Consider the following 20,591-nt stretch of genomic DNA (forward strand, 5'->3'; position numbering starts at 1 on the left):
CTTGCGAAAAATTACTCAAGGGAGCGCTTGCGAACAATGCGAACAAACGGAAATCCGGCCCCGAACCAAACGGAGCCGGATCCCCACCTCAGCGGGCCGTACGGCACACGCGAACCACGCCGAACGGCACACGCGAACTACACGGTCCGCCAGGGAAGCTCCGCCGTCACCCGGGTAGGCCCACCGACCGGCGAATCGACCACCAGAATCCCGTCCACCGCGTCCAGCCGCTCGGCCAGCCCCGCCAGCCCCGAGCCGCCGGAGGCGCTCGCGCCGCCGATGCCGTTGTCCACGACCTGCAGCATCAGCCGGTTCTCCACCCGCCACACATCCACCGCCGCCCACGTGGCCCGCGCATGCTTGCTGATGTTCTGCAGCAGCTCCGACACCGTGAAGTAGGCGATCCCCTCGATCGCCGGCACCGGCCGCTCCTCGAGGTCGACCTGAACCTCCACCGGCACCGTGCACCGCGAGGCCACCGCCGACAGGGCCGCGTCCAGCCCCCGGTCGGTCAGGACCGCCGGATGGATCCCGCGCGCCAGATCGCGCAGCTCCTGAAGTGCCGTCTTCACCTCGCCATGGGCCTCGTCCACCATCCGCGCGGCGGCGTGCGGATCCTCCGTCAGCTTCTCCTTCGCGAGGCCCAGATCCATGGCCAGGGCCACCAGACGAGCCTGGGCGCCGTCGTGCAGATCGCGCTCGATGCGCCGCAGGTCGGCAGCGGCCGTATCGACCACGACGCCTCGGTCCGACTCCAGCTCCACCACGCGCGTGGCCAGCCGCGACGGCCCGAGCAGGCCGTGCACCAGCAGCCGGTCCACCATCGTCAGCGCCCGCACGATCCAGGGCGTGGCCAGCGTGAACAGCAGGCCCACCAGCGCGGTGACCGTGATCTCGAAGGGGTTGTCGAGGTAGATGTGGTGGGTCTCGTCGCCGTACAGCTGAAGGCCGTCCTGACCGGCCCACACCGGGAAGACCCAGAACCACAGCGGATACGTCAGCAGCGCCCAGCCGTACGCCCACACGTTGAGGGCGACGACGAAGGAGAACACCGCCCACGGGAAGTGCAGCAACGCGTACAGCACGCTCCGCCACGACGTCCCGCTCTTCAGTACGGCGCCCATCCACGCCATGAAGCCGCTCCGGCGCATCCGCAGCGGCTCCGGGTCGGCCACGTCCAGGTCCAGCAGAGCACGCGCGCGTGCCCGCTCCAGCGCCCCGAAGCCACGGCAGCCGGCCAGACCCGCCGCCAGCACCGGGATGCCGAGGAACGTCACCAGCAGGCCCGCGCCCAGCGACACCATCGTGATGGCGTACACGAACAGCACGATGCTGATCGGCAGGCTCAGCAGCACATACCCGAACTCGCGCCAGCTGCGCGCCTCGAACGGTGCCCGCAGACCGGCCGGCAACCGGTGCCGTCGCTCGCCGCCGTGCTCGGGAAGGCCGCTCTCGGCGTAACCGAGCCCGTGCCCGTAGCCCTGTCCGTACTCCGTGGCCATCGGCGTCGTCCGTTCTCCTCGTCCCGTCAGCCCCGCCGCCGGGGCTGTGCCGTCGTATCTCCACCCTGCTCGACCGCAGGTCCGGGGACCATGGAGGCCGTCGGCGTCTCGAACGGGGGGTTTTCCCTACCCCGGCCCGGCGCTCAGCCCTGCCCGGAGGCGCGGTCACGCCAGGGCAGCTCCGCCGTCACGGTCGTCGGACCGCCTTGCGGCGACTCGATGACGAACAGTCCGTCCACGGCCTCCAGCCGGTCGGCGAGCCCGCGCATGCCCGTGCCGCCGTCGAGGCGCGCGCCCCCGCGACCGTCGTCCCACACCTGGATGAGCAGCCGGTCGTCCGCCCGCCACACATCGACCGACGCCGACTTCGCCCCGCTGTGCTTGCTGATGTTCTGCAGCAGCTCGGAGACGGTGAAGTAGGCGATGCCCTCAATGGCCGCCACCGGTCTGGACAGCAGGTCGACGGTCACCTTCACCGGCACCGTGCAGCGGGAGGCGACGGCCGACAGGGCGGCGTCCAGGCCGCGGTCGGTCAGCACGGCCGGATGGATGCCCCGGGCGAGATCCCGCAGCTCCTGCAGCGCCAGCTTCACCTCGCCGTGCGCCTCCGCGACCATCGTGGCTGCCGCATCCGGATCCTCCAGCAGCTTCTCCTTGGCCAGGCCCAGCCCCATGGCGAGGTTGACCAGCCGGGCCTGCGCACCGTCGTGCAGGTCGCGCTCGATGCGCCGCAGATCGGCCGCCGCGGTATCCACGACGACCCCCCGGTCCGACTCCAGCTCGGCGATACGGCGCTCCAGCTCGTCGGAGGGCGACAACAGGCCGCGCACCATCGCGCGGTCCGCGTTCGCCAGACCCCGCGCGATGAACGGCAGCACCGGCCACAGCACGAACAGCGAGGTCAGCGTGATGGTGAAGGTGAGGATGCCCCAGGGCAGGCGGATGAAGTCGTACAGGATCGTGCGCCAGCCCACCGGGTCCTTCAGCGCCAGCCACAGCTGCGGGAAGAACCCGTCCTTGCCGCCGCGCAACGGCAGCGGACTCGGCTCGTCCACCCGCACCCCGAGCAGCGCACGCGCGCGTGCCCGCTCCAGCTTGCCCAGTTGCCGCGCGCCCATGAGCCCGGCCGCGAGAATCGGGAACCCGATCACCGTGAGGGTCAGGAAGGCACCGGTGAACAGCACCGTCACGACGTAGGTGAAGCCGAGCAGCGACAACGGAAGGTTCGCCAGGAGGTGCGCGATCTCCTTCCAGGTGTGCCGGCCGTAGGCGAAACGGGCGGGCGGCAGCGGTGGTTGCTCGCTGTCGGACCACCCGGAGGCGTCCCGCGAAGGGCTGGGGCGTTCGGTCATATGGGCTAGCGTGCCGCGCCGCGCGCCGCCGCGCCATGAGGCGGACCGCCCTCGCCTACGGGGGAAATCCCCACCCCGCGATCCGGCGGGGCATCGGGCCGCGTGACCGGTCCGCGCCGGGCCGTCGCATCTCGAGGGGATCTCAAGGCGTGACGGGCTGCTTACGGTGTCTTTAGCAGGGCCTAGACTCCCGTGCGTACAGATCGTCGAACAGCGGTGTTCACGAGATCACAAGCAGCAGGACACTGGTGTCAGGGACTGGTTCCAGGGACTGGTTCGGGTTCTGGTTCCGGGACCGGTCCTGGGTATCGGTCACGAGGTCAGGGAGCGAGGGGCGGACGTGTCGGAACAGACCGTCGTCGTCGCGGCGGATGCGCATTACGTCGTCGTCTCGGCGGACTACTTCCAGTCCTACTCGGTCGTCGGACTGCTGGCCGTCGTCGGCGTGCTGTTCGTCGCCGTCGCCTTCGGCGCCGGCCGCCTGCTGCGCCCCGTGGTCCCCACGCCCGAGAAGCTCCTGACGTACGAGTGCGGCGTCGACCCCGTCGGCGAGGGCTGGGCCCACACCCAGGTCCGCTACTACGTGTATGCCTTCCTCTACGTGATCTTCGCCATCGACTCGATCTTCCTGTTCCCCTGGGCCACGGTCTTCGCCGATCCCGGCTACGGCGCGACCACGCTCGTCGAGATGTTCATCTTCCTCGGCTTCCTGGCCGTGGGCCTGCTCTACGCATACAAGAAGGGCGTCCTGGCATGGACGTGACGCCAGACACCGAGAGGCAGCCGGTTCTGCTGCCGGAGCCGAAACGGCTGGGCGCGCTCGCCCGCCTCGCCCCGGAGCCGATGAAGGTGATCCTCAACTGGGGACGCCGCTACTCGCTCTGGGTATTCAACTTCGGCCTCGCCTGCTGCGCGATCGAGTTCATCGCCGCGTCGATGGCCCGCCACGACTTCATCCGCCTCGGCGTGATCCCGTTCGCGCCCGGCCCGCGCCAGGCCGACCTGATGGTCGTCTCCGGCACGGTCACGGACAAGATGGCCCCGGCCGTGAAGCGCCTGTACGAACAGATGCCCGAGCCGAAGTACGTCATCTCCTTCGGCGCCTGCTCCAACTGCGGCGGCCCGTACTGGGACTCCTACTCCGTCACCAAGGGCGTCGACCAGATCATCCCGGTGGACGTGTACGTCCCCGGCTGCCCGCCGCGCCCCGAGGCGCTGCTCCAGGGGATCCTGAAGCTCCAGGAGAAGATCGCGCGGGAGTCGCTGGGAGAGCGGTACGCGGGTGCGGCGGGGCGTCCGTCGACGGCCGCGCTGCAGAGTGGGCTGGTGAAGGCGCCTGCCGCGCCCGGGGCCGGTGGTGTCGGCGGGAGCGCTGACGTCGGCGCGGGGGAGGCCGACCGATGACGACCATCGGCTGGCTGCCCGCCCCCGTCGAGGACGTGTTCGGCCCCGAGGCCACGGCCGAGGAGTCGTACGACGTCCTGACGGTCGACGTGCCGCCGACGTCCTGGATCGCGGCGCTGGAGGCGGCCCGCGACGAACTGGGCTGCACCTACTTCGACTGGCTGAGCGCGGTCGACGAACCGGGCACGGGCTTCCGCGTCGCGGCCCACGTCGCCGCCCTGTCTCCGGTGCGACGCCTGCTGGTCCGTACGACGGTCCCGCACGAGGCACCCACGCTGCCCTCCGCGGTCGGCGTGTACGCGGGCGCGGCCTGGCACGAACGCGAGACGCACGAGATGTTCGGCGTGGCCTTCACCGACCACCCTGCCCTGGACCACCTCCTCCTCCCGGACAACTTCGAGGGCCACCCCCTCCGCAAGGACTTCGTCCTGGCGGCCCGTGTCGCCAAGGCCTGGCCCGGCGCCAAGGAACCGGGGGAGCCTGCGGCCGGTGCGGCACACGGCGGCCCCAAGCGCCGCCAGATGCTGCCCCCCGGCGTCCCCGACCCGAACGAATGGGGCCCCCTGAAGGGCCAGCTCCCCCCTGCCCCGGCCCGCCCGGCCAGGGGCGCGGGACGCGCGGCGGGGGAACGTCCGGCGCGGGCGGCCGCAGAACGTCCGGTACGGCGCGCGCGTACGGCCGCGGAGGGCTCGGCCAGCCAGGCGGAGACGCCGGCGGCTGGGGCAACGGCGGCGGGAACTCCGGCTGGTGGAACTCCAGCGGCGGGTGCGGCGCGGCGTGCTCGTACGGCGGCGGAAGGGTCGGCGAGTCAGCAGGGGGCGGATGCGGCGACCGGGGCACCTTCCGCTGGTCCGGTGAGGCGCGCGCGTACGGCGGCGGAGGGCTCGGCCAGCCAGGCCCCTGCCGGAGCGGAGCCCTCGGCGGAGACGGGCGCGTCTTCGGCGGCCGACGACACGTCCCCGACGCCGTCCGGTACTCCGGCAGCGCCGCGGCGTGCGCGCAGCGCCAGCGAAGGCTCGGCATCGCAGCGCCCGGGAACAGACACCGCTCCCACCGGCCCCCGCCGATCGCGCAGCGCTTCCCAGGGCTCTGCCAGCCAGCGGGCAACGTCCGAACCGACGGCTTCCGACGAGGCGGCGTCCGACACAGCGGCGCCCGACACAGCGGCGCCCGATGCGGCGTCGGCGAAGGCGGCCGACGAAGCCGCTATGCCCCCGACCCCATCGGCCACCTCCAGGCCCCCAGCGGCCCCCCGCAGCCCCGACGCCCCGTGGCACCACGCCCGCCCGGCCTTCCACGAGCCGGAACCCAGGCGACGAGCCGAGCCCGAGCCGCCCACAGAGGCCGCGTCGGCGCCGGAACAGTCCGAGGCCGGCGAAGCCACCAACGCAGAGCACGCGCCGAAAGCCGATCGGGCCGTCGGTCCTGACCAGGCCCCGGCCCCGGCCCCGGAGTCCGGCCAGGAGGCCACCGAAGCTCAGCAAGCCACCGGTGCCGCTTCCACCCCGAAGCCAGGCGTCTCCGACTCCGCAGCCACCCCTGAAGCCCCGGCGCGCGGACCGGAAGCCCCGGACGCCCACGAGGCTCCCGAACGCTCCGACGACTCCGAAGCCCCCACCACCGACCGGACCGACTCCACCGACGACCGGACAGACCCCACCGCCGATCGGACCGACCCCGCAGGAGGCCCGCAGTGAACGACGCGCTCGACGTCACCCTGCGACTCCTGATCGTCTTCGTCGTCTTCCTCACCTTCCCCTTGATCATCGGTCAGACCGAGCACAAGGTGATGGCCCACATGCAAGGGCGCCTCGGCCCGATGTACGCCGGCGGCTTCCACGGCTGGGCCCAGCTCGTCGCCGACGGCGTGAAGTTCGCGCAGAAGGAGGACGTCGTCCCGGCGGGCGCGGACCGCCGCATCTTCCAGCTCGCCCCCGCAGTGGCCCTCCTCCCGTACCTGCTCGTCCTCCTCGCCATCCCGATCGGCCCGGGCGAGGGCGCGGTCGGTGAGGTCATCGACGCGGGCATCTTCTTCGTCCTGGCGGTCATGGGCGTGGGCGTCCTCGGCTCCCTCATGGCCGGCTGGGCCTCCGCCAACAAGTTCTCACTCCTCGGCGGCCTGCGCACCGCCGCCCAGCTCCTCGCCTACGAACTCCCGATGCTGCTGACCGCCGCCTCCGTCGCGATGGCGGCCGGAACCGTCTCCCTCCCCGGCATCCTCGACGCCTTCGAGTGGTGGTGGCTGCCCTGGCAGATCGTCGGCGCGATCGTCTTCTTCGTCGCCGGACTGGCCGAACTGCAGCGCCCGCCGTTCGACATGCCCGTCGCCGACTCGGAGATCATCTTCGGCGCCTACACCGAGTACACCGGCCTGCGCTTCGCCCTCTTCCTCCTCGCCGAGTACGCCGGAATCGTGGTCCTGTGCGGCCTGACCACTGTCCTCTTCCTGGGCGGCTGGCACGGCCCCTGGGGCGCCGACGGCCTCGGCTGGGTCTGGACCCTGCTCAAGACGGCCGTCCTCGCCTTCATCGTGATCTGGCTCCGCGTCACCTATCCCCGCCTGCGCGAGGACCAGCTCCAGAAGCTCTCCTGGACCCTCCTCGTCCCCCTCTCCCTCGCCCAGATCGCCCTCACCGGCGTCGTCAAGGTGGTGATCCAGTAACCATGTCCCGCCCGTCACCCGGCCACCACCCCTCATCGACGCCCTCCGGGCGACCTCGCCTGTCGATCCCCGGCTCCGGGCTCGCCAAAGGCCTTGCCGTCACCCTCCGCACGATGACGAGGAAGTCCGTCACCGCGCAGTACCCGGACACCCAGCCCGACCTCGCGCCCCGCACCCGCGGCGTGATCGGCCTCTTCGAGGAGAACTGCACGGTCTGCATGCTGTGCGCCCGCGAGTGCCCGGACTGGTGCATCTACATCGACTCCCACAAGGAGACGGTCCCGGCGACGACCCCTGGCGCCCGCGAACGCAGCCGCAACGTCCTCGACCGCTTCGCCATCGACTTCTCCCTGTGCATGTACTGCGGCATCTGCATCGAGGTCTGTCCTTTCGACGCTCTGTTCTGGTCCCCGGAGTTCGAGTACGCCGAGACCGACATCCGCGACCTCACCCACGAGCGCGACAAGCTCCGCGAGTGGATGTGGACCGTCCCGGCCCCGCCCGCCCTGGACCCCGGTGCCGAGGAACCCAAGGAGATCGCCGCCGCCCGCAAGACCGCCGAGAAGCTGGCCGCGGCCCAGCAGCAGGACGCGGCCACAACGCCCGCCACTCCCGCCGCGCCCACCACCTCCACCGCGACCGAGCCGCACGCGCACGAGCAGGCCCGCGCCGCCGAGCAGCCCACCCGGCCGGCGGGAGAGTCCAAGCAGCAGACGGACCAGCCGAAGCAGGAGGGGCAGGAATGACCCTCGCCGCGACCGCCGGCCTCCTCGCAGCAGGCCCCACCACCAGAGCAGCCACCGAAGCCCACGGCTTTCTCTCCCCGACCGGCGTCGAGATCGCCTTCCTCCTCGTCGGCCTGGTCACCTTCGGCGCCGCGCTGGTCACCGTCACCACCCGGCAGCTGGTGCACGCAGCCCTGTGGCTGGTGGTCACCCTCGGCGGCCTCGCCGTGGAGTACCTCCTGCTCACGGCCGAGTTCATCGCCTGGGTGCAGGTCCTCATCTACGTCGGTTCCGTCGTCGTTCTCCTCCTGTTCGGTCTGATGCTCACCAGGGCCCCTATCGGCCGCTCCCCGGACGCCGATTCCGGCAACCGCTGGGCCGCACTCACTGTGGCCCTCGCCTCCGCGGCCACCCTGATCTGGGTCGTCGTCGACGCCTTCCGCACCACCTGGATCGACCTCGACGGCCCCGCCGCCGGCTCCACCAGGGCCACCGGCGAGAGCCTCTTCCAGAACTGGGTCCTCCCCTTCGAAGGCCTCTCCGTCCTCCTCCTCGCCGCCCTGGTCGGCGCCATCGTCCTGTCCCGCCAGGCGAAGGAGACCGCCGCGGACGGGCGCGGAACCAGCGCCCGGGCGGGCAACCGCACCGTGGCGGGCGCGCCCTCGGCGACCGGCGCCCCCGCTCCCGCCGCCACCGAGCCCGGCGCCCAGAGCGAGAAGGAGACGCGCTGATGCACCTCGCCTATCCCGCCGTACTCTCCGCCCTCCTCTTCTGCACCGGCCTGTACGGCGTCCTCGCCCGCCGCAACGCGATCCTGGTCCTGATGTCCGTCGAGCTGATGCTCAACGCCGTCAACCTCAACCTGGTCGCCTTCGACGTCTGGCTCAGCAAGGCCGCCGAGGAGACCCTGCACTCCGGCCAGGCACTGACCCTGTTCACCATCACCATCGCCGCCGCCGAGATCGGCATCGGCCTGGCGATCGTCCTCGCCGTCTACCGCAACCGCGGCACCTCGGACATCGACAAGCTCCGCGACAGCGCCGAGAGCCACGACACCGACGGCCCCGACCGCGACGCCTCCACGGCCCCGCAGGCCGAGAAGGCTGAGGCCACCGCGTGACCACGACCACCCTCGCCGTCCTCGTCCCCCTCCTTCCGTTCCTCGGCGCCGCAGCCGGCCTGCTTCTGGGCCGAACGGCACCCGGCTTCGTCCGCCCGCTCGCCGTCCTGCCGACGCTCGCGTCCCTCGCGCTCGCCGCGGTGGTCGCCGTGCGCCAGGGCGGCGACCAGGCGATCAACGCCGCCACCGAACTCACGCCCACCGGCTCGGTCCCGATCGAACTCGCCCTGCACATCGACGGCTTCGCCGCCCTCGTCGCCGTACTCGTGGGCGTCGTCGCCACCTGCGTGCAGATCTACTCGACCGGCTACCTCCGCGAGGACCCGCGCTACCCCTCGTACGCCGCGCTCGTCTCCCTGTTCACCTCCGCGATGCTGCTCGTCGTCTACTCCGGCGACCTGATGGTGCTGCTGGTCGGCTGGGAGATCATGGGCATCTGCTCGTACTTCCTGGTCGGCCACTACTGGGAGACCCCGGAGGCCCGCGCCGCCTCCATCAAGGCCTTCCTGGTGACCAAGCTCGGTGACGTCCCCTTCCTCATCGGCCTGTTCGCGCTGGCCACCGACGCCGGGTCGTTCCGCATCACGAAGGTGCTCGGCACCGTCGCGAGCGGCGGGCTCGACCACCCGACGCTGATCGCCCTGCTGCTCCTCGCGGGCGTGGCCGGCAAGTCGGCGCAGTTCCCGCTGCACACGTGGCTCCCCGACGCGATGGCGGGTCCGACGCCCGTCTCGGCGCTGATCCACGCCGCGACGATGGTCGCCGCCGGTGTCTACTTCATCGCCCGTCTCCTCCCGGTCTTCGAGGCCTCCCAGGCCGCGATGATCGTCCTCGCCGTGATGGCCGCGGCCACGATGATCGGCTCGGGCCTCGCCGCGCTCGCCCAGGACGACATCAAGCGCGTCCTCGCCTACTCGACGATCGGCCAGCTCGGCTACATGACCGGCGCCCTCGCCGTCGCCGACCGCGGCGCCGCCGTCTTCCACCTCCTGTCGCACGGTGCCTTCAAGGCGCTGCTCTTCCTCGCGGCCGGCGTGATCATCCACGCCGCCGGCACCAACTCGCTGGCTGCCATGTCCCGCATGAGCCACCTGCGCGACCGCATCCCCGACGCCTACTGGACGATGACCGTGGCGCTCCTCGCGCTCGCCGCGATCCCGCCGTTCAGCGGCTTCTTCTCCAAGGAGTCCGTCCTCGGTGCCGCCGAGCACGTCGCCACCGGCCACACCGAGCACGCTCCCGGCTCCGCAGGCTGGATCGTCATCGTCGCCGGCCTGCTCACGGCCCTGCTCACCGCCGCCTACGCGATGCGCCTGTGGCTGCTCGCCTTCTGCGGCCGGGGCGCCGAAGCCCCCGACCACGGCAGGCAGCCGCTGACGATGACCGTGGTGCTGTGGGTGCTCGCAGCCCCGTCCCTCGCCGTCGGCGCGCTCGCCTACCGCGCGCTCCCCGACTGGTTCGACGGCCGCGACCTCGCCCCGACCCTCACCACCTCCGTCCTCGGCACCGGCGTGGCCCTCGTCGGCGGCATCGTCACCTACGCGGCCTGGCGGCACACCACGGCCGTGGCTGCGCGGATCCCGCTGGGCGCGGTCGCGGCCCACCCCGAGGGCGACGCCGCCCAGGTCGAGGCCGAGGCCATCGCCAGCCACGCCCCCGTGTACGGGGGAGTGGCCTATGCGCCCGACCCCGCCGACCCGGGGCGGCTGCTGCTCGGCCCGCTGCACCGCCACGCGGCCGTCGGCTTCCACCTCGACGCCGTGTACCGGGCGTTGTTCGTCCGCCCGGTCCAGGGCGGCGCGAGTCTGGTCCGGTTCCTCGACCGCGAGGTCGTCGACACCTACGTCCGTGGGGCGGGTGCTCTACCCCGCTGGCTCGGCATCGCCGTACGGCGCGCCCAGACCGGCAATGTGCAGACCTATGTGAGCGCGCTGCTCGCCGGCACCGTCGTTCTCGCGGTCGCCGCCGTCCTCGTCGCCACGGGAGCGTGAGCAGGCGTGATCGATATCAACGAGTCCGTGATGCAGTTCCTTCTGGCGTTCGTCGTCGTCGGCCCGCTCCTCGGCGCGGCCGCCGCTCTCCTGCCGGCCCCGCCCGGGCTGAAGGGGAAGTCGCCCGGGCAGGCCGTGCTCCGGCACGGCGTGACCGTCACCGGCGCGGTCCTCATCGCCGCGATCGTCCTCGCGCTCGGCTTCGACCACGACCAGCCGTCGAAAATGCAGGCCAGCACGGACATCAGCTGGATCCCCGCACTCGACGTGCGCATCCACCTCGGCATCGACGGCATCTCCCTCCCCCTTCTGGTCCTGACCGCGCTGCTGACCTTCCTCTGCGCGCTCTACTCCTACTTCAAGATGCCCGCGGGCCCGACCCCGAAGGCCTTTGTCGCACTGCTGCTCGTCCTGGAGTCCGGCACCCTCGCCACCTTCGCCGTCCTCGACCTGCTGCTCTTCTTCCTCGCCTTCGAGATGGTCCTGATCCCGATGTACTTCCTCATCGCCCGCTGGGGCGGCGAGGGCCGGACCGAGGCAGCTTGGAAGTTCATCCTCTTCACGCTGCTCGGCTCCGTGGTCATGCTGCTCGGCCTGCTCCTGATCGGAATCAAGGCGGGCACATTCGACATGGTGGCACTCGCCACTGACAACGGCCGGTCGCTGACCGCATCCGTGCAGGTCATCGCCGTTTTGGCGATTGGGATCGGGCTCGCGGTCAAGACGCCGATGTGGCCGCTGCACAGCTGGCTGCCCGACGCCCACACCGCCGCGCCGACCGTCGGCTCCGTGCTGCTGGCCGGCGTCCTGCTGAAGATGGGTACGTACGGGTTCGTCCGGATCCTCCTGCCGATCGCCCCCGACGGCTTCGCCGACTTCGCGCCGTACCTCGCCGCCTTCGCCGTCGTCGGGATCATCTACGGATCCCTGGCCTGCCTCGCCCTCGCCAAGCGGGGCGCGAAGGGCGACCTCAAGCGCCTCATCGCCTACTCCTCCGTGGGTCACATGGGCTTCGTCCTGCTCGGCATCGCCACGATGACCCCGACCGGCGTGAACGGCGCCCTGTTCGCCAACATCGCCCACGGCCTCATCACCGGCCTGCTCTTCTTCCTGGTCGGCGCGCTGAAGGACCGCACGGGCACCACCGACCTCGACGCCCTCGCCGAGCAGACCGGTGCCGCCCTCTACGGCAAGGCACCGCGCCTCGGCGGGTTGCTCGCGTTCGCCGCGGTCGCCTCCCTCGGCCTGCCGGGCCTCGCCGGGTTCTGGGGCGAGATGCTCGCCCTGTTCGGCGCCTTCGAGCCCGCCGCCGAGCTCAGCCGCCCGGCCTTCCTCACCTTCATGGCGATCGGCGCGTTCGGCACCCTGCTCACGGCCGCGTACCTGCTCGTCGTGGTCCGCCGCGTCTGCATGGGCGCCGCACCGCAGGAAGGCCCGAAGCTCGCCGACGTCCAGACGTACGAGTTCGCGGCCTGGACGCCGCTCGTCGCCCTCACCGTCGTCGCCGGCCTGTGGCCCAAGGCCCTCCTGGGCCTGACCGACCCGGCCGTGCAGCAGCTCCTCGCAGGAGGCACCCGATGAGCTCCCTGGCCCAGCCCGTGGCCGCGTCGCTGGTCCAGTCCGTCGACTGGCTCGCCATCGCGCCGCCCACCATCGCGGCCGTCGTCGGACTCGTGGTCCTCGTCGCCGACCTGTTCGTCGCGGAGAACAAGAAGGCCCTGCTCGGCTGGACGTCCGTGGTCGGCCTGGCAGCCTCCGCGCTCCTGCTGCTGCCCCTCCTGGACGGCGACCGCTCCACCTTCTGCCTCATCGGCGACCCCGGAGTCTGCAGCTACACGGTCGACCGCTTCACCCTCGTCATCCAGTTCCTGGTCCTGGGCGGCGCCCTCCTCGCGGCCCTCCTCTCGGTCACCGCCCTCAAGGACGCCGACAAGGGACTCCCCGAAGGGGAGTTCTGGTTCCTGCTGCTTTCCTCCGCCGCCGGAGCCGCCCTGCTGCCGGCCTCCCGAGACCTGGCGACCCTCATCGTCGCCCTCGAGGTCGCCTCTCTCCCCGCCTTCGCGCTGGTCGGCCTCCGCCACGGCGACCGCAAGTCCTCCGAAGCGGCCCTGAAGTTCTTCCTGTCCTCGGTCACCGCGACCGCGGTCAGCCTCATGGGCATCAGCTTCGTGTACGCCTCCACGGGCACCCTCTACCTCACCCAGATCGCCGACCGCATCCAGAACGTCGACGGACAGCTCCAGACCCTCACCCAGACCGGAGTCGTCCTCACTCTGGTCGGCTTCGCCTTCAAGACGGCCGCCGTGCCCTTCCACTTCTGGGTGCCGGACACCTATGTGGGTGCGCCCCTGCCGGTCGCCGCCTACCTGTCGGTCGTCGGCAAGGCGGTCGGCTTCACCGGCCTGATCCTCGTCACGGTCGTCGCTCTCCCGTCGTACGCCGACGTCTGGGGCCCGGCCCTCGCGGCGCTCGCCGCCCTCACCATGACCGTCGGCAACGTCGGTGCCCTGCGTCAGCAGGCCACGCGCGCGTACAGCGCGATTCGCCTGCTCGCCTGGTCCTCCGTCGGCCAGGCCGGCTACCTCCTGGTGCCGATCGCGGCCGCCGCGTACTCCGGTGACGGCGAGCGGTCCATCGGGTCCACCGTCGCCTACGCCCTCATGTACGCCGCCGTGAACCTCGGTGCCTTCGCCGTGGCCGCACTCGTCGGCCGTACGAAGACCCTCAACCGCCTCAGCGACTACCGCGGCCTGTACGCACGCAACCCCCTGTCCGCCCTGATCCTGGCCTTCTTCCTGCTCTGCCTCGCCGGACTCCCGCCCGGCATCATCGGCCTCTTCGCCAAGGTCACCGTCTTCTCCGCAGCTGTCGACGCGGGTCTCGGCTGGCTGGCCGTCGTCATGGCTGTCAACGTCGTGATCGCTCTCTTCTATTACCTGCAGTGGACGGCCCTGCTGTTCCGCGCCCCCGAGGGCGAGCCCGTCAAGCACCTCGTCCCCGCACCAGTGACAGCCACGCTGGCCCTCACCGGAGTCGTGGGCATCGCCCTGTCCGGAGCCCCCCAGCTGATCCTGCGCTTCGCCGACACCGGGCTCTTCTGAGCCTCTGGCACATTCCGTACGCCTGCGTGGGGCACTCGCCTTCCACACGCGCGTGGCGATTGCCGGCGCCTTCACCCGGACGGCCCACGCCCGCCGCCGCAGGGACCAGGGAACCCGTGGCCCTCGCCTGGCGTTGACCAGTACGGAAGGGTCCACTGGACGTGACACCACGGCACCAGTGGCATCGGAGATCGACCAGCAAAGGGTTCCCCTGCCGCACCACTTGGAGGGCGTACCGTGCACCGCCGGCACAACGGGCTCAGGACCGCAGTCCTCCTCGGGGGACTGTCCGCACTCATCATCGTCATCGGCAGTTTCTTCGGCCGCATGGGGCTCGTCGTCGCGGTCCTGATCGCCCTGGGCACGAACGCGTACGCGTACTGGAACAGCGACAAGCTGGCGCTGCGCGCGATGCGCGCCCGCCCCGTCAGCGAGTTCGAGGCCCCGGGGCTGTACCGCATGGTCCGCGAGCTCTCCACCCAGGCCCGCCAGCCCATGCCCCGCCTCTACATCTCCCCGACGGAGGCGCCGAACGCGTTCGCGACGGGCCGCAACCCGCGCAACGCCGCCGTGTGCTGCACCGACGGCATCCTGCGCCTCCTTGACGAGCGTGAACTGCGCGGCGTCATCGGCCACGAGCTCAGCCACGTCTACAACCGCGACATCCTGATCTCGTCGGTCGCCGGCGCGCTCGCCTCGGTGATCATGTTCCTGGTCAACTTCGCCTGGCTGATCCCCATCGGCCGTTCCGATGACGACGACGGCCCAGGGCTCCTCGGCATGCTGTTGATCATGATTCTGGGCCCGCTCGCCGCCTCGCTCATCCAACTGGCCATCAGCCGCTCAAGGGAGTACGAGGCCGACGCGTCCGGCGCCCGGCTCACCGGCGACCCACTCGCCCTCGCCAGCGCCCTGCGCAAGCTCGAGCACGGCACGAAACAGCTGCCGCTGCCCCCCGAGCCCCGCATCGAGACCGCCAGTCACATGATGATCGCGAACCCCTTCCGTCCGGGTCAGGGGTTCTCCAAGATGTTCTCCACCCACCCGCCGATGGCGGACCGTATCGCCCGGCTCGAAAAGATGGCAGGCCCCCCACAGTGAAGACCATCCTCAATGTCATCTGGCTCGTCCTGAGCGGCTTCTGGCTGTTCCTCGGCTACATGCTCGCGGGCCTCCTGCTCTGCATCACCATCATCGGCATCCCGTTCGGCATCGCGGCCTTCCGTATCGGCGTCTACGCACTGTGGCCCTTCGGGTACACCACGGTCGAGCGCCGCGATGCAGGAGCCCCCTCCTGCATAGGCAACGTCCTGTGGCTGGTCCTCGCGGGCTGGTGGCTGGCCATCGGCCACATCGTCACCGGCATCGTCCTGTGCGTCACGATCATCGGCATCCCGTTCGGCATCGCCAACTTCAAGCTGATCCCGGTGTCGCTGTTCCCGCTGGGCCGCGAAATCGTGTCGACCGACCAGCCGTTCGCCTCACGCTGGTAGAGCAGCGGGTGGGCGGGGTGACCGCCGGATTATCCACAACCCGGCGGTTGTCCACAGGCCCGACCGATTGTCAGTGGCGGCTTGCATCATGAACGCATGACCGAGATCGAGCAGTTGCTGACGAGGGTCGCGGACAAGGCCCGCAACACCCGCCCGTGGGGCTGGCCTTCACTCCCCGACCCCGTGGACTCGACGACTCTGGCCCGAGCCGAGGCTGCTCTGGGCTTCCGCCTGCCCTCGCTGCTCGCCGACCTCTACCTGGGCATAGGAGACGGCGGATTCGGCCCCGAGTACGGCCTGTTGCCTCTGCTCGACAACCCTCCGGCCGGCGAGCCCGCAGCCGTCACGCAGTACCTCGCCAACCGCGAGAGCGCCCGCAAGGATCCCGACTGGCCCTGGCCCGACGGAGTTCTGCCGATATCCCACTGGGGCTGCGCGATGTACGCGTGCGTGGACTGCCGCAGCCCTCAGGCCACCGTCCTGCTCTTCGAACCGAATGCCGACGACGCCGACCAGGCGTGGTACGTGGACGCCCCGAGCCTCACGGACTGGCTGCGCGCCTGGGTCGACGGCACGGGCTGGTACGTGGAGACGAACGAGGGGCTGGAAATGACCCCTTGGGCAGACTTCCGCATACGGGCAGCGGCGACACAGGCGTCCTGAGGGAGCACGAACCGGCGGTCGTCGAGCGGACAGGCGCCCGGTCGAGTGGATCGACAGTCGTGGGTGAGCTGAGGAACCGAGGGCATCGAGTGCATTGAGGGGTCGAGTGCACCGAGGGATCGAGTGTGTCGAGTCCGTCCAGTGAGCCGCTGGCCTGATCGGCGCCAAGTGGACCGCTGGCTTCTCATGGTCCGCGACGGCCACCGAGCGGACCGATCATGCCGCGCGGTTGGGCATCCGCCACCCGTTTCCGCAAGCCCGACAGCACCAGCAGCACCGACCTGCCCCCACCCAACCAACACAGACGCATACGTCGGCACACACGCCTAGTTCGGCCTACCTCCCCGGGCACCCGACCGCTGCCCCGCCACCCACCGCCGTACGCCATACGCAACCACGCCCACCGCCAGCACACCCGCACCGGCAACAACCGAGACCCCCGGCAGGGAGAAGGCCAGCACCGCGCACCCGAGAAGCCCCACCACCGGCACGATGCGTGCAGTCGGCGCCGAGTCGAGAGTCCAGGCCGAGGCGTTGGCCACCGCGTAGTACGCCAGCACACCGAAGGAGGAGAACCCGATCGCGCCCCGTACATCCACCGTGGCGGCCAGGACAGCGACCACCGCCCCCACGGCCAGTTCGGCGCGGTGCGGCACCTGGAAGCGCGGATGCACGGCTGCCAGGGCGCCGGGCAGATGCCGGTCGCGGGCCATGGCCAGCGTCGTCCGCGAGACGCCCAGGATCAGGGCGAGCAGCGAGCCCAACGCGGCGACGGCCGCGCCCACCCGCACCACGGGCACGAGCCCCGGTACCCCGGCTGCCCGCACCGCGTCGGCCAACGGCGCGCCCGCTTTCCCCAGACCATCCGATCCCAGCACGGAAAGGACAGCCACCGCCACACACGCGTACACCGCCAGCGCGATGCCCAGGGCCAGCGGAATCGCCCGGGGGATAGTGCGCGCGGGATCCCGCACCTCTTCACCAAGGGTCGCGATCCGTGCGTACCCGGCGAACGCGAAGAACAACAGCCCCGCCGCCTGCAGCACCCCGCCCACACCGCCCGAAGCCCCGACGTCCAGGCGCCCGGCATCGGACTCCCCGGACCCCAGACACACGACGACCACACAAGCGAGGACAGCCAGCACCACTGCAACGATCGCCCGGGTCAGCCAGGCGGACTTCTGGACGCCGCCGTAGTTCACCGCGGTCAGCGCCACCACGGCCGCGACCGCCACCGCATGGGCCTGCCCGGGCCAGACGTACGCGCCCACAGTGAGCGCCATCGCCGCACAGGAGGCCGTCTTACCGACCACGAACGACCAGCCCGCGAGATAGCCCCAGAACTCACCGAGCCGCTCGCGTCCGTAGACATACGTGCCGCCCGACGCCGGATACAGGGAGGCCAGTCGTGCCGAGGACGTGGCATTGCAGTAGGCCACCACGGCCGCGATCGCGAGTCCGAGCAGCAGCCCGGAGCCGGCCGCGCCCGCCGCGGGCCCGAGTGCGGCGAAGATGCCGGCCCCCACCATCGAGCCGAGCCCGATGACCACGGCGTCCCCGACCCCCAGGGTGCGCCGCAGCTCGGAGGAGTCGGAGCTGGACCGTGTCATGGCCGGAACCCTACTGATCGCTGCAACCGGGAGATGCAACCGTGACGTCTTCTCCACCAACAACACAGGAACAAGCGCGCCCGAAATCACAGTTCCGGGAAAGTGCAGGCACAGCGCGGAAGGGCAGGTTCACGGCATGACGATCATCAGCTGGATCATTCTGGGGCTGTTGGCCGGGGCCATCGCCAAGTTCCTGCTGCCGGGCCGCGACCCCGGCGGCTTCATCGGCACCACCGTCATCGGCATCGCGGGCGCGTTCATCGGTGGCTGGATATCGGCCCGCTGGCTGGACCACCCGATCACCAAGGACTTCTACGACGGCACGACCTGGGCCGCCGCGATCGGCGGCTCCCTCGTGCTCCTGGTGGCCTACCGCATCCTGTTCGGACATTCGCGCAACTGAGCGAGGCGAGGACTCCCCGGACCGCAGCCAACAGGCGAGAAGGGTGGGCACCGCGGGGTGCCCACCCTTCCTCGTACGACGTCGCGGCCGGGGCCGTAGCCGGTGCCGGCTCGGATCAGCAGATCACCGGTAGTTCACGAACTGCAGCGCGAAGTCGAAGTCCTTGCCCTTCAGGAGGGCGATCACGGCCTGCAGGTCGTCACGGCTCTTGGAGCTGACGCGCAGCTCGTCACCCTGCACCTGGGCCTTGACTCCCTTCGGGCCCTCATCGCGAATGATCTTCGCCACCTTCTTCGCGTTCTCCTGGGAGATGCCCTCCTCGATCGACGCGAAGATCTTGTACTCCTTGCCCGAGAGCTGGGGCTCGCCCGCGTCCAGGGCCTTCAGTGAGATCCCGCGCTTGATCAGCTTGGACTGGAAGACGTCGAGGACAGCCTTTACCCGGTCCTCGGAGTTCGCCTCCATCAGGATCTTTTCACCGGACCACGAGATCGAGGCACCCACGCCCTTGAAGTCGTAGCGCTGCGAGATCTCCTTGGCGGCCTGGTTGAGGGCGTTGTCGACCTCCTGCCGCTCGACCTTCGAGACGATGTCGAAACTGGAGTCGGCCATGTCCTGTGGCTCCTTGTATCGGGGTGCGTATGGGATGCGTATCGGCGGGCGTGGGGGCGGCCGCCGAGCCCGAGGCAGGCCCCGGACCGCATCCGGACAAGCCTAGCCACCCCTCGTCCCCCGGGCGGCGATCAATCGGGTGGCGAACCACCCCTCCCCATCGGGTATTGTTTACGTCGTTGCCAGGGAGCACCGCCGAAAAGCGGTTCGAACGGCAGCAAACCCGGCGGTGTGCCCGAGCGGCCAAAGGGAGCAGACTGTAAATCTGCCGGCTCAGCCTTCCCAGGTTCGAATCCTGGCGCCGCCACACTGGGAAACCCCTCCGATCTGCGGAAACGTAGAGCGGAGGGGTTTTCGCGTTCCAGAACACGCTCGGGGCACACTGACTGCATGGCCATGCGTCGCAGAAGTTGCCCCGAGTGCCGCCGTGAGATCGCCGTCGTGGCCGGTCGGTTCGCGCGCCACGATCCGCCCGGCGCACGGGAGAGCGGGGAACTCGTGTCGTGCCCCGGCTCTCGTCGGCAAGCGCAACTCGGGGCTGCCCAACCCGCATTGGACGGGTATGTCGTACCTGAGTTCCCCGGGCAGCTGCCGCTGTTCTGAGAGCCTCTCCTCGGCTCCTCGGCTCCTCGGCTCCTCGGCTCCTCGGCCCTCCGGCTCCTCGGCCCTCCGGCTCCTCGGCTCCTCGGCCCTCCGGCTCCTCGGCCCTCCGGCTCCTCGGCCCTCCGGCTCCTCGGCCCTCCGGCTCCTCGGCCCTCCGGCTCCTCGGCCCTCCGGCTCCTCGGCCTCCCCGCTCCCGGCCCTCACTGAGCCTCGCTCCAGGCCCGCCCCGCCCCCTAGGTGCCCGCCCGCACATCCATCCGTGCCACCAGCCCGTCCGCGTCGAACCGGTACGCGTGCTCGACCGTCTCCTGCGCCCACCGATCGCCCGACGCGTCGCGCATCCCGGGCCGTACGGTCGCCACCACGGCCGCGCCGTCCTCGGCCGGGCGCAGACCCTCCAGCCGTACGAGGGGATGCCCGGCGGCGAACTGCCGGGCCCAGTACGCGCGTACCGCCTCGCGGCCGTGCAGCCGGACTCCGTCCAGGACGTTCGGCCAGTCCACGTCGGGCGCGAGGCACCGTTGCATGAAGGCCTCTCGCTCGTCTGTCGAGAAGACCTCGTACATGCGCCGCAACAGCGCTTCCCGCGCGTCCGGAATACCCTCCGAGCCCAACTTCAGTTCCCCGCCACCGACTTCACCGCCACCGACACGGGGGCCGACCCGCTGATCAGTTCCAGCGTGAGGCCGGCCGTCGCCGGGGTGTCGAGCAACTCCGCGAGCGCGGCGGCCACGTCGTCGCGCGGGATCGGGCCGCGTCCGGTGTGGGCCTCCAGGCGTACCAGGCCGGTTCCGGCGTCGTTCGTCAGCATGCCGGGGCGCAGGATCGTCCAGTCCAGGGCGTCCAGGCCGCGGACGTACTCGTCGGCCTCGCCCTTGGCGCGCAGGTACACGTCGAAGACCTCGTCGCCCTCGTGCTTCGGGTCGGCGCCCATCGACGACACCACCACGAAGCGCCGTACGCCCGCCCTGACCGCCGCGTCCGCGAACAGGACCGCCGCGCCCTTGTCGACCGTGTCCTTGCGGGCCGCCCCGCTGCCCGAGCCCGCGCCGGCGGCGAACACCGCCGCGTCCGCGCCTCGCAGATGTTCCGCGACCTCCTCGACCGAGGCCGACTCCAGGTCCAGCAGGATGGATTCGGCACCGGCTTCCCGCAGGTCGTCGCTCTGTTCGGCCTTGCGGATGATCCCCGCGACCTCGTCCCCACGCGCGGCGAGCAGCTGCTCCAGCCGCAGCGCGATCTGACCATGACCACCAGCGATGACAATGCGCATGTTTCCGACCGTACGCCCGGACGGCCGCATCCGCCGCACGACTTCAGCCACGCCTCACGCGTCCACAGGCGCACGCT

The 20,591-nt window shown here is 70.8% G+C and carries 21 protein-coding genes and 1 tRNA gene; 16 read left to right on the plus strand and 6 right to left on the minus strand.

The window, feature by feature from the left end; genetic code table 11:
- Nucleotides 1-137: 137 nt before the first annotated feature.
- A complete protein-coding gene (locus ACIREI_RS29865) occupies nucleotides 138-1,502 on the minus strand; it encodes a sensor histidine kinase (RefSeq protein WP_403339220.1) in 1,365 nt (454 codons plus the stop codon).
- Nucleotides 1,503-1,645: 143 nt separating this feature from the next.
- On the minus strand, nucleotides 1,646-2,854 hold the full coding sequence (locus tag ACIREI_RS29870) for a sensor histidine kinase (RefSeq protein WP_403339223.1): 1,209 nt from the start codon (nucleotides 2,852-2,854) through the stop codon (nucleotides 1,646-1,648).
- A 340-nt stretch (nucleotides 2,855-3,194) separates the two neighbouring features.
- Between ACIREI_RS29870 and ACIREI_RS29875 the strand changes: the two genes are divergently transcribed.
- From ACIREI_RS29875 to ACIREI_RS29935, 13 genes are all read left to right on the plus strand, one after another.
- Nucleotides 3,195-3,617: an NADH-quinone oxidoreductase subunit A gene (locus ACIREI_RS29875; protein WP_274242131.1), complete on the plus strand. Its 423-nt coding sequence runs from the start codon at nucleotides 3,195-3,197 to the stop codon at nucleotides 3,615-3,617.
- Nucleotides 3,608-4,258 carry an NADH-quinone oxidoreductase subunit B gene (locus tag ACIREI_RS29880; protein WP_403339226.1) on the plus strand — a complete coding sequence of 217 codons (651 nt, stop codon included), beginning with the start codon at nucleotides 3,608-3,610 and terminating at the stop codon, nucleotides 4,256-4,258. Before ACIREI_RS29875 ends, ACIREI_RS29880 begins: the two co-directional genes overlap by 10 nt.
- Entirely contained in the window at nucleotides 4,255-5,955 is a 1,701-nt protein-coding gene (locus ACIREI_RS29885; protein ID WP_403339229.1) for an NADH-quinone oxidoreductase subunit C, read from the plus strand. The genes ACIREI_RS29880 and ACIREI_RS29885 overlap by 4 nt, the downstream gene beginning before the upstream one ends.
- The gene (locus tag ACIREI_RS29890) at nucleotides 5,952-6,920 is read left to right on the plus strand and encodes a complex I subunit 1 family protein (RefSeq protein ID WP_031477932.1); all 969 of its coding nucleotides are present in this window, start codon (nucleotides 5,952-5,954) and stop codon (nucleotides 6,918-6,920) included. The genes ACIREI_RS29885 and ACIREI_RS29890 overlap by 4 nt, the downstream gene beginning before the upstream one ends.
- A 113-nt stretch (nucleotides 6,921-7,033) precedes the next feature.
- A complete protein-coding gene (locus ACIREI_RS29895; protein WP_403339232.1) occupies nucleotides 7,034-7,666 on the plus strand; it encodes a 4Fe-4S binding protein in 633 nt (210 codons plus the stop codon).
- Nucleotides 7,663-8,376 carry an NADH-quinone oxidoreductase subunit J gene (locus ACIREI_RS29900; protein WP_403339235.1) on the plus strand — a complete coding sequence of 238 codons (714 nt, stop codon included), beginning with the start codon at nucleotides 7,663-7,665 and terminating at the stop codon, nucleotides 8,374-8,376. Before ACIREI_RS29895 ends, ACIREI_RS29900 begins: the two co-directional genes overlap by 4 nt.
- Entirely contained in the window at nucleotides 8,376-8,765 is a 390-nt protein-coding gene (gene nuoK / locus ACIREI_RS29905) for an NADH-quinone oxidoreductase subunit NuoK (protein WP_403339238.1), read from the plus strand. Before ACIREI_RS29900 ends, nuoK begins: the two co-directional genes overlap by 1 nt.
- Entirely contained in the window at nucleotides 8,762-10,756 is a 1,995-nt protein-coding gene (locus tag ACIREI_RS29910; RefSeq protein WP_403339241.1) for an NADH-quinone oxidoreductase subunit L, read from the plus strand. Before nuoK ends, ACIREI_RS29910 begins: the two co-directional genes overlap by 4 nt.
- Nucleotides 10,757-10,762: 6 nt before the next feature.
- The gene (locus tag ACIREI_RS29915; RefSeq protein ID WP_403339243.1) at nucleotides 10,763-12,337 is read left to right on the plus strand and encodes a NuoM family protein; all 1,575 of its coding nucleotides are present in this window, start codon (nucleotides 10,763-10,765) and stop codon (nucleotides 12,335-12,337) included.
- Nucleotides 12,334-13,857: an NADH-quinone oxidoreductase subunit N gene (locus ACIREI_RS29920; protein WP_403339246.1), complete on the plus strand. Its 1,524-nt coding sequence runs from the start codon at nucleotides 12,334-12,336 to the stop codon at nucleotides 13,855-13,857. The genes ACIREI_RS29915 and ACIREI_RS29920 overlap by 4 nt, the downstream gene beginning before the upstream one ends.
- A 237-nt stretch (nucleotides 13,858-14,094) precedes the next feature.
- Nucleotides 14,095-14,958, plus strand: coding sequence for a zinc metalloprotease HtpX (gene htpX / locus ACIREI_RS29925; protein WP_403339249.1), 864 nt, complete (start codon nucleotides 14,095-14,097; stop codon nucleotides 14,956-14,958).
- Nucleotides 14,955-15,350 carry a YccF domain-containing protein gene (locus tag ACIREI_RS29930; protein WP_403339252.1) on the plus strand — a complete coding sequence of 132 codons (396 nt, stop codon included), beginning with the start codon at nucleotides 14,955-14,957 and terminating at the stop codon, nucleotides 15,348-15,350. The genes htpX and ACIREI_RS29930 overlap by 4 nt, the downstream gene beginning before the upstream one ends.
- 96 nt (nucleotides 15,351-15,446) lie before the next feature.
- The gene (locus ACIREI_RS29935; RefSeq protein ID WP_403339254.1) at nucleotides 15,447-16,013 is read left to right on the plus strand and encodes an SMI1/KNR4 family protein; all 567 of its coding nucleotides are present in this window, start codon (nucleotides 15,447-15,449) and stop codon (nucleotides 16,011-16,013) included.
- Nucleotides 16,014-16,339: 326 nt separating this feature from the next.
- On the opposite strand, the gene ACIREI_RS29940 is transcribed toward ACIREI_RS29935, so the two are convergent.
- The gene (locus ACIREI_RS29940) at nucleotides 16,340-17,623 is read right to left on the minus strand and encodes an APC family permease (RefSeq protein ID WP_403339257.1); all 1,284 of its coding nucleotides are present in this window, start codon (nucleotides 17,621-17,623) and stop codon (nucleotides 16,340-16,342) included.
- Between the two features lie 136 nt (nucleotides 17,624-17,759).
- Here ACIREI_RS29940 and ACIREI_RS29945 point away from each other — a divergent pair, with 136 nt between their 5' ends.
- Nucleotides 17,760-18,026, plus strand: a complete 267-nt coding sequence (locus ACIREI_RS29945; protein WP_403339260.1) for a GlsB/YeaQ/YmgE family stress response membrane protein — start codon at nucleotides 17,760-17,762, stop codon at nucleotides 18,024-18,026.
- Nucleotides 18,027-18,149: 123 nt separating this feature from the next.
- Here ACIREI_RS29945 and ACIREI_RS29950 read toward each other — a convergent pair whose 3' ends face one another.
- Nucleotides 18,150-18,638 (minus strand): YajQ family cyclic di-GMP-binding protein, encoded by a 489-nt coding sequence (locus tag ACIREI_RS29950; protein WP_030174428.1) that lies wholly within the window; start codon nucleotides 18,636-18,638, stop codon nucleotides 18,150-18,152.
- A gap of 225 nt (nucleotides 18,639-18,863) precedes the next feature.
- Here ACIREI_RS29950 and ACIREI_RS29955 point away from each other — a divergent pair.
- Nucleotides 18,864-18,945, plus strand: a tRNA-Tyr gene (locus ACIREI_RS29955).
- Nucleotides 18,946-19,028: 83 nt separating this feature from the next.
- Nucleotides 19,029-19,241 (plus strand): hypothetical protein, encoded by a 213-nt coding sequence (locus tag ACIREI_RS29960; protein ID WP_079052337.1) that lies wholly within the window; start codon nucleotides 19,029-19,031, stop codon nucleotides 19,239-19,241.
- Nucleotides 19,242-19,474: 233 nt separating this feature from the next.
- On the opposite strand, the gene ACIREI_RS29965 is transcribed toward ACIREI_RS29960, so the two are convergent.
- Complete coding sequence (locus tag ACIREI_RS29965; protein WP_403339263.1) at nucleotides 19,475-19,855, minus strand: nuclear transport factor 2 family protein; 381 nt, start codon at nucleotides 19,853-19,855, stop codon at nucleotides 19,475-19,477.
- A gap of 2 nt (nucleotides 19,856-19,857) precedes the next feature.
- Nucleotides 19,858-20,514 carry an SDR family oxidoreductase gene (locus ACIREI_RS29970; RefSeq protein WP_403339266.1) on the minus strand — a complete coding sequence of 219 codons (657 nt, stop codon included), beginning with the start codon at nucleotides 20,512-20,514 and terminating at the stop codon, nucleotides 19,858-19,860.
- Nucleotides 20,515-20,591: the final 77 nt, after the last annotated feature.

Source organism: Streptomyces sp. NPDC093591, from assembly GCF_044764885.1.
GTDB lineage: Bacteria > Actinomycetota > Actinomycetes > Streptomycetales > Streptomycetaceae > Streptomyces.